A 6,108-nucleotide genomic window follows, 5' to 3' on the forward strand; every position below is an offset into this window, starting at 1 on the left:
CGGCGCGGGCGCGGGCGGCCGCGAGGTCCTCGGCGGTGGTGATCTTGCGGTTGCCCGGCTCGCCGGGCACCAGCACCGGCGGCAGGCCACGCGCCGCGAGCAGCCCGCCGTCGTCGGTGAACGCCGCGCCGGTCGCGCGGGCCCAGCGGTGCGCCTCCAGGAAGGGGCGCCAGCGGAAGACCTGCGGCGTCTGCAGCGCGCGCAGGCCGGCGCGCGGCAGGTAGCGCAGGCCACGGGCGCCGTCGTCTCCCGCGTCATCCAGGGCCACGATGGTGTCGGTCACCTCGACGCCCGGCACCGCGCCGCCGTGCGCCGCGGCCGCGGCGGCGAGCCGCCCGACGAGTTCGGCCGTCACCCAGGGGCGGGCGGCGTCGTGGACCGCGACGAGGTCGTCGTCGCGCGGCGAACATGCCTGCTGCAGCGCCTCGGCCGCGAGCCCGGTCGACGCCGTGCGGGTCTCGCCGCCGTCGCACACCATCGTCGGCAGCGACGTCGCCGCGGCCAAGGCCTCGCGCACCACGGCCTGCCAGGCGGGCGGCGCGGCCACGGTCACCGAGGCGAGGCCGGGCAGCGACAGGAAGGCTTCCAGCCCCCGCAGCAGCAGCGGGCGGCCGCCGACGACCTGGAACTGCTTGGGCGCCTCGTCCGCGCCGGTGCGGGCGCGTCGGCCCTCGCCGCCGGCGACCACGATCACGTGCAGGGGGATCGCCGGCGGTCGGCGCTGGTCGCCCACGCTCACTCCTTCGCCGCGGCGGTGCGGCCGCGTTCGGGCGGTTGCAGGGCCAGCGACACCGCTTCGTCGACCGTGCCCGCCGCCAGCACGGCCATGCCCTGCTCGGTGCGCGGCGTGCGGAGGTTGCGCGCCGCGACCACGCGCTTGAAACCGTGGTGGGCGGCCTCGCGCAGACGGTTCTTGCGGTCGATGACGTCGCGCACCTCGCCCGTAAGGCCCACTTCCCCCAGCACCAGGGTGTCCAGCGGCACGGGGATCTCGCGCAGCGACGAGGCCAGGGCCGTGATCACGGCCAGGTCCGCGGCCGGGTCCTCCAGCCGGGCGCCGCCGGCGACCTTGACGAAGATGTCGCAGCCCGCCAGGTCCAGCCCGGCCCGCTTCTCCAGGATCGCCGCCAGCAGGGCCACGCGCTTGCTGTCCACGCCCTGCACCACGCGCTGGGGCGTGCCGTAGCGCGCCGGCGACACCAGGGCCTGCACCTCGGTCAGGAACATCCGCGTGCCGTTGCGCACCACGCCGACGCAGGTGCCGGGCTCGCCGCCGCGGCGGTCGCCCAGGAACAGCGCCCCGGCGTCGGTGACCGGCACGAGACCGTCGCCGCGCATCTCCAGCAGGGCCAGCTCGCCGGTCGCGCCGAAGCGGTTCTTCACCGCGCGCACCATGCGCAGCGCGCCGCCGCCGCTGCCCTCGAAGTAGAGCACGGTGTCGACCATGTGCTCGAGCAGCTTGGGACCGGCGAGGTCCCCCGACTTGGTGACGTGGCCCACCAGGAAGACCGGGCAGAGGGTCGTGCGCGCGAAGTCGGCGAGCACGCCGCCGCAGTAGCGGATCTGGCCGACGCTGCCGGGGAAGGCGTCGATGTCGCCGGAGTGCAGCGTCTGGATCGAGTCGGCGATCACCACGCAGGGGCCCGGGTGAGCCTCGCGGTCGGCGTACATCGCCGCCAGCAGCCTCTCCAGGTCGACGCCGTCCAGGACGTGGAAGCCCTCGCCGGCGCGCGGGTCGAAGCCCATCCGCTCGCCGCGCATGCGGATCTGCGACGGCGACTCCTCGCCGGCGATGTAGAGGACCCGCACGCCGGCGCGCACCCAGTTCAGCGCCAGCCCGGTCAGCAGCGTGGACTTGCCGACGCCGGGCTCGCCGCCCAGCAGCACGACCGATCCCGCCACCAGCCCGCCGCCGAGGATGCGCGCGACCTCCTGCGGCTCGACGGGGATGCGCTCGTTCGCGGCGGTGGCGACGCGCGACAGCGCGACCGGCGCCAGTTCCGGCCGCGCCGCGGCGGCTTCGGGCCGCGCGCGGGTGAAGCCGCCGCCCTTGCCCTTGCCGGCGGGGGCCGTCGTCGCGATCGCGGCGAAGGAGTTCCACTCGCGGCACTGCGGGCACTGCCCCAGCCACCGCAGTTCCTCGTGGCCGCAGTTGCCGCAGACGTAGCGGGTGTTGGCTTTGGTCATCGGGGCTCGCTCTCCGGGAGGGTGTGCAGCGGGAGGATAGCGGATCGAGGGCGCTCAGTCAAAGGGGGCGCCCGGTCAAAGGCGCCCCCGGATCCGATCGCGGACCGGCTCTCAGCGGGCCAGCAGCAACTTCCGCTCCAGGCGGACACCGTCGGCGACCAGCCGCGCCAGGTAGAGACCGCTCGGCGCTTCGCGCCCCGCGTCGTCGCGGCCGTCCCAGATCACGGCGTGCGGGCCGGCGGCCAGGGGGCCGCCCGCCAGCAGCGACCGCACGAGCTGGCCGCGCACGTCGAAGACGGCCAGCCGCGGCGAGCCGTCGCGCGCGAGCTCGAAACGGATCTCGGTGCGCGGGTTGAACGGGTTGGGCCGGTTGGGCAGCAGACGGACGGCCGCGGCCGGCGCAGGCGGCGCCGCGGTGAGGTCGGCCGGCAGGGTCAGGTTCAGGCCCCAGCCGTTCAGGGTGCCGGTGTCGGTGCCGACCACGTCGGAGATCCGCAGCGTCCAGTCGCCGGCGATCGCCTCGCCGACGAAGTCCGCGAGCAAGCCCGGCCCCTCCACCGCCAGCGTGCCGGGGTAGTTGCCCACGATGTTGTCGGCGGAGCTGCCGCTGCGGTTGTGCAGGCGCACCACGGTCCCCTCGGGCGACTGCAGTTCGACGATCAGGTCGCCCCGCCAGGTGTGCGTCACGTCGAGATCGACGTCCACGCCCGCGACCGAGCCGGCCGCCCCGACGTGGATGATCGAGACGATGCCCGTGACGTTGTTGTCGGGGATCGCCGCCGGCGTGACGTTGTCGTACGCCAGGTGCGCGACCGGCACGAGGCGGAAATAGGCTTCGGCGGCCTGGCCCTCCGCGACCGCCACCGTCGCGACGTCCGTGCTCAGGCCGGCGTGGGTGGCCGTCACGACGTAGCTGCCGGCGTAGAGGCCGTCGATGACGAAGCGGCCGTCGCCGTCCGAGACCGCGGCGTGGCCCGCGCCGGCGTCGATCGCGGCCCCGGCCAACGGCACGTATGCCCCGCCCACCACCGTCCACGCAAGGCCGGTGATCGAGCCGCTCGCCGCACCCTCGTCGGCCATCAGGTACGCCGCCGCGTTCTCGACGAGGTGCTTGGCGGCCGTGGTGTCGGTCAGGGCGCCGACGTTCAGGGACAGCACGACGATCTGGCCGGCCTGCGGCGCCGGGTTGTCGTCGTGGACCATCACGCCCGCCGACATGGCGTAGGAGGCGGTGCCGTAGACCACGACCGCGTCGGCGGCGGGATCGACGGCGTCCTGGTCGCCGTAGGCGCTGTAAGTCAGGTTCAACGTCGCGGGCAGCGCGTGCGGGACGGTCGCCACCGGGTGCGTCGACATGCCCGGCACCAGGTTCAGGGCGCCGGCGTTGTCGCTGCGCCAGGCGCCGGCGTGCAGCACCTGCGCGGCGAAGTCGGGATAGCCGGGCGAGGAGACGGCGTCGTAGGCCACCTCGCCGCCCTCGATCAGCAGCTTGCCGCCGACGGCGGCCCAGTCCTGCAGCAGGGCGCGCAGGCCCGCGTCGACGACGGGGCCGGTGTTGGCGCCGCAGTTCAGCACCACGAACTGCTTGCCCGTGAAATCGCCCGCGACGACCGCGACGGCGTCCACGACGGTGGTGACGTAACCGGCCTCGCGCAGCCAGCGGTCCAGGTTCGCGGGCGCGGCCTTCGCCGGGTCCGGCGAGGCGACGGGCAGCTTGCGCTCGTCGAACTTCACGTCGCCCGCCACGACGCCCTTCTTGGCCGCGGTGTCGTCGATGACCAGGGCCACGCCCAGGGCGTCGATGACCGTGAACGCGTGCGGGCCGTCGCTCGCGGCGTTGGGCACGACCGCCGCGTCGTGGGCGACGACGGTATAGGCGAAGGTGTCCCCCGTCTGCACCGAACCGGCGTCGATCGGGAACGTCGCCTGGTAGACGCCCGCGCCCTGGTCGGCGAGAGCGAAGCCCGTCTGCGGGACGCCGTTCCAGGTGAAGGCCACGCCGACGTCGGCCAGCCCGAGGTTGTCGGTCACCACGGCGCGCACCAGCGGCGGCCAGGTCAGCCCCGGCTGGTCGCCCAGCGGCGTGTGGACGATCTGCGGCGGCGTGACGTCCGCGCCGACGCGGAAGGAGAAGACCGTCGCCGGAGCGGCGGCCGGCAGCGCCGTTGCGACGCCCAGGACGTCGCCGGCGGTCAGGTAGTAGTCCACGACGGCGCCGCCGGCCTGCGCCGGGATCGCCGCCGCGTAGGCGTCGCCGCCCGCGGACGCGAGCTGGACCTGCTGCCAGGCGCCCGCGTCGGCGCGCCAGTGCAGCCGCAGGTCGGCGGGCGTCAGGGCGACGCGGTCGGTGATCGTGCAGTCCACGGCGTAGGAACCGGCCGTCTGCTCGGTGTCCCCGAGCGGCGCGTGCAGGATCGAGGCGCCGAAATAGTGCGCCGCGGCGTGGGCGTCCAGGATGCCCCAGCCGAAGTCGTTGTTCGGGGAGGCGGCGCGGTCGGCCGTCATGCGCATGGCCTCGCGCACCTGCATGGGCGTCAGCGAGGGCACGCGCGACAGCACCAGGGCCGCCACGCCGGCGGTCAGCGGGCAGGAGAACGACGTGCCCGAGGCGGTCGTGTAGCCGCCCGCGGGGTTGGCGACGTGGTTGCTCGAGCCCAGGGCGCAGACGTCGGGCTTGATGCGCCCGTCGGCCGTCGGCCCGGGCGAGGAGAAGTAGGCGATGGCGCCGGTGCTCGTGACCGCGCCGGCGGTGATCACGCTGTCGCCGTCGGCGGGCGTGACCAGGGTGTTCCAGCTCGTGCCGCGCTCGTTGCCCGCGGAGTTGCAGACCACGATGCCCTTGCCCACGGCCAGGTCGGCCGCGACGGTGCAGGCGGCGGTGTCGCCGTCCAGGTCCGCGACGACGTACCAGTCGATGTAGCCCAGCGAGCTGCTCACCAGGTCGACGCCGAAGGTGTCGAGCCACTCGATGCCCGCGACCCAGTTGTCCTCCTCGGCGGGCACCTCCTGCGACACGTCCTCGGTCTTGGCCAGCACGAACGAGGCCGCGAAGGCCGGCCCGACGTGGCTGCCGGGGTCGTAGCCGCCGACGGTCGACATCGTCTTGGTGCCGTGGTCGTCCTGGGTGCTCGGGTCGCCCGCCTCGTTCTCCACGACGCCGTCGCCGTTGACGAAGTCCCAGCGGTCGAGCACCGGCAGGCCGGACAGCGACACGTGGCTGGTGCGGAAGCCCGAATCCATCATGCCGATCAGCACGCCCTGGCCGTGGACGCCCTCCTCGTGCAGGGCGGGCACGTTGATCTGCTCGAGGTCCGCGAGCGTGCCGCCGTAGTCGATCGACCAGGCCAGGTCCTTGTCCGCCGGAGCCGCCATCCCGATCCCGGGAGCCGCCGGCGCGGGGCGCGGCTGGGCGCGCCGCACGAGCGTCACCTCGCGCACGCAGGGCAGCGCCGCCAGGGCGCGCACCTGTGCGGGCCGCGCGTCGAAGCTGGCCGCGTTCAGCCAGCGGGATTCGCGGCGCAGGCGCGCGCCGGTCTCCAGCGCCGAGTCGAGGTACGGGCGGTGCAGCGGCAGGTCGGTGGCGTCGACCAGGCGGCTGCCTTTATCGGTGGCCGTCTTCGCCCGTCGGGCGGCGGCGCGCTCGCCCAGGGAGCGCTCGGCGTCGTCCAGAGCCCGTTCCAGGGCGTCCCCCTGCAACCCCTTGTCCTGGAACCACACCCAGACGGCGATGGTCCCGTCGGCGCTGCGGCCGGGGAAATCGGGATCCGCGAGAGCGCGAACCACCTCGACCGAAGACGCAGGAGCAACGGTCGTGGGAGCGGCGGTCGCGGTCGCCGCAACAAAGCAGAACGCGGCCAGCGCGGCCGCGCGGATGACGGAACGGGATCTCATGGGGCCTCCAGCCTGGCTGCGATGTCTTGG

The 6,108-nt window shown here is 74.5% G+C and carries 3 protein-coding genes; all 3 read right to left on the reverse strand.

What is annotated here, in order from left to right; translation table 11 throughout:
• Positions 1-733: IspD/TarI family cytidylyltransferase (locus tag Q7W29_12940; protein MDO9172725.1), on the reverse strand; the 733-nt coding region annotated here is incomplete at its 3' end.
• Between the two features lie 2 nt (positions 734-735).
• Positions 736-2,187, reverse strand: coding sequence for a DNA repair protein RadA (gene radA / locus Q7W29_12945; protein ID MDO9172726.1), 1,452 nt, complete (start codon positions 2,185-2,187; stop codon positions 736-738).
• Between the two features lie 111 nt (positions 2,188-2,298).
• Positions 2,299-6,078, reverse strand: coding sequence for a S8 family serine peptidase (locus tag Q7W29_12950; GenBank protein ID MDO9172727.1), 3,780 nt, complete (start codon positions 6,076-6,078; stop codon positions 2,299-2,301).
• Positions 6,079-6,108: the final 30 nt, after the last annotated feature.

The organism is bacterium (assembly GCA_030654305.1).
GTDB lineage: Bacteria > Krumholzibacteriota > Krumholzibacteriia > LZORAL124-64-63 > LZORAL124-64-63 > PNOJ01.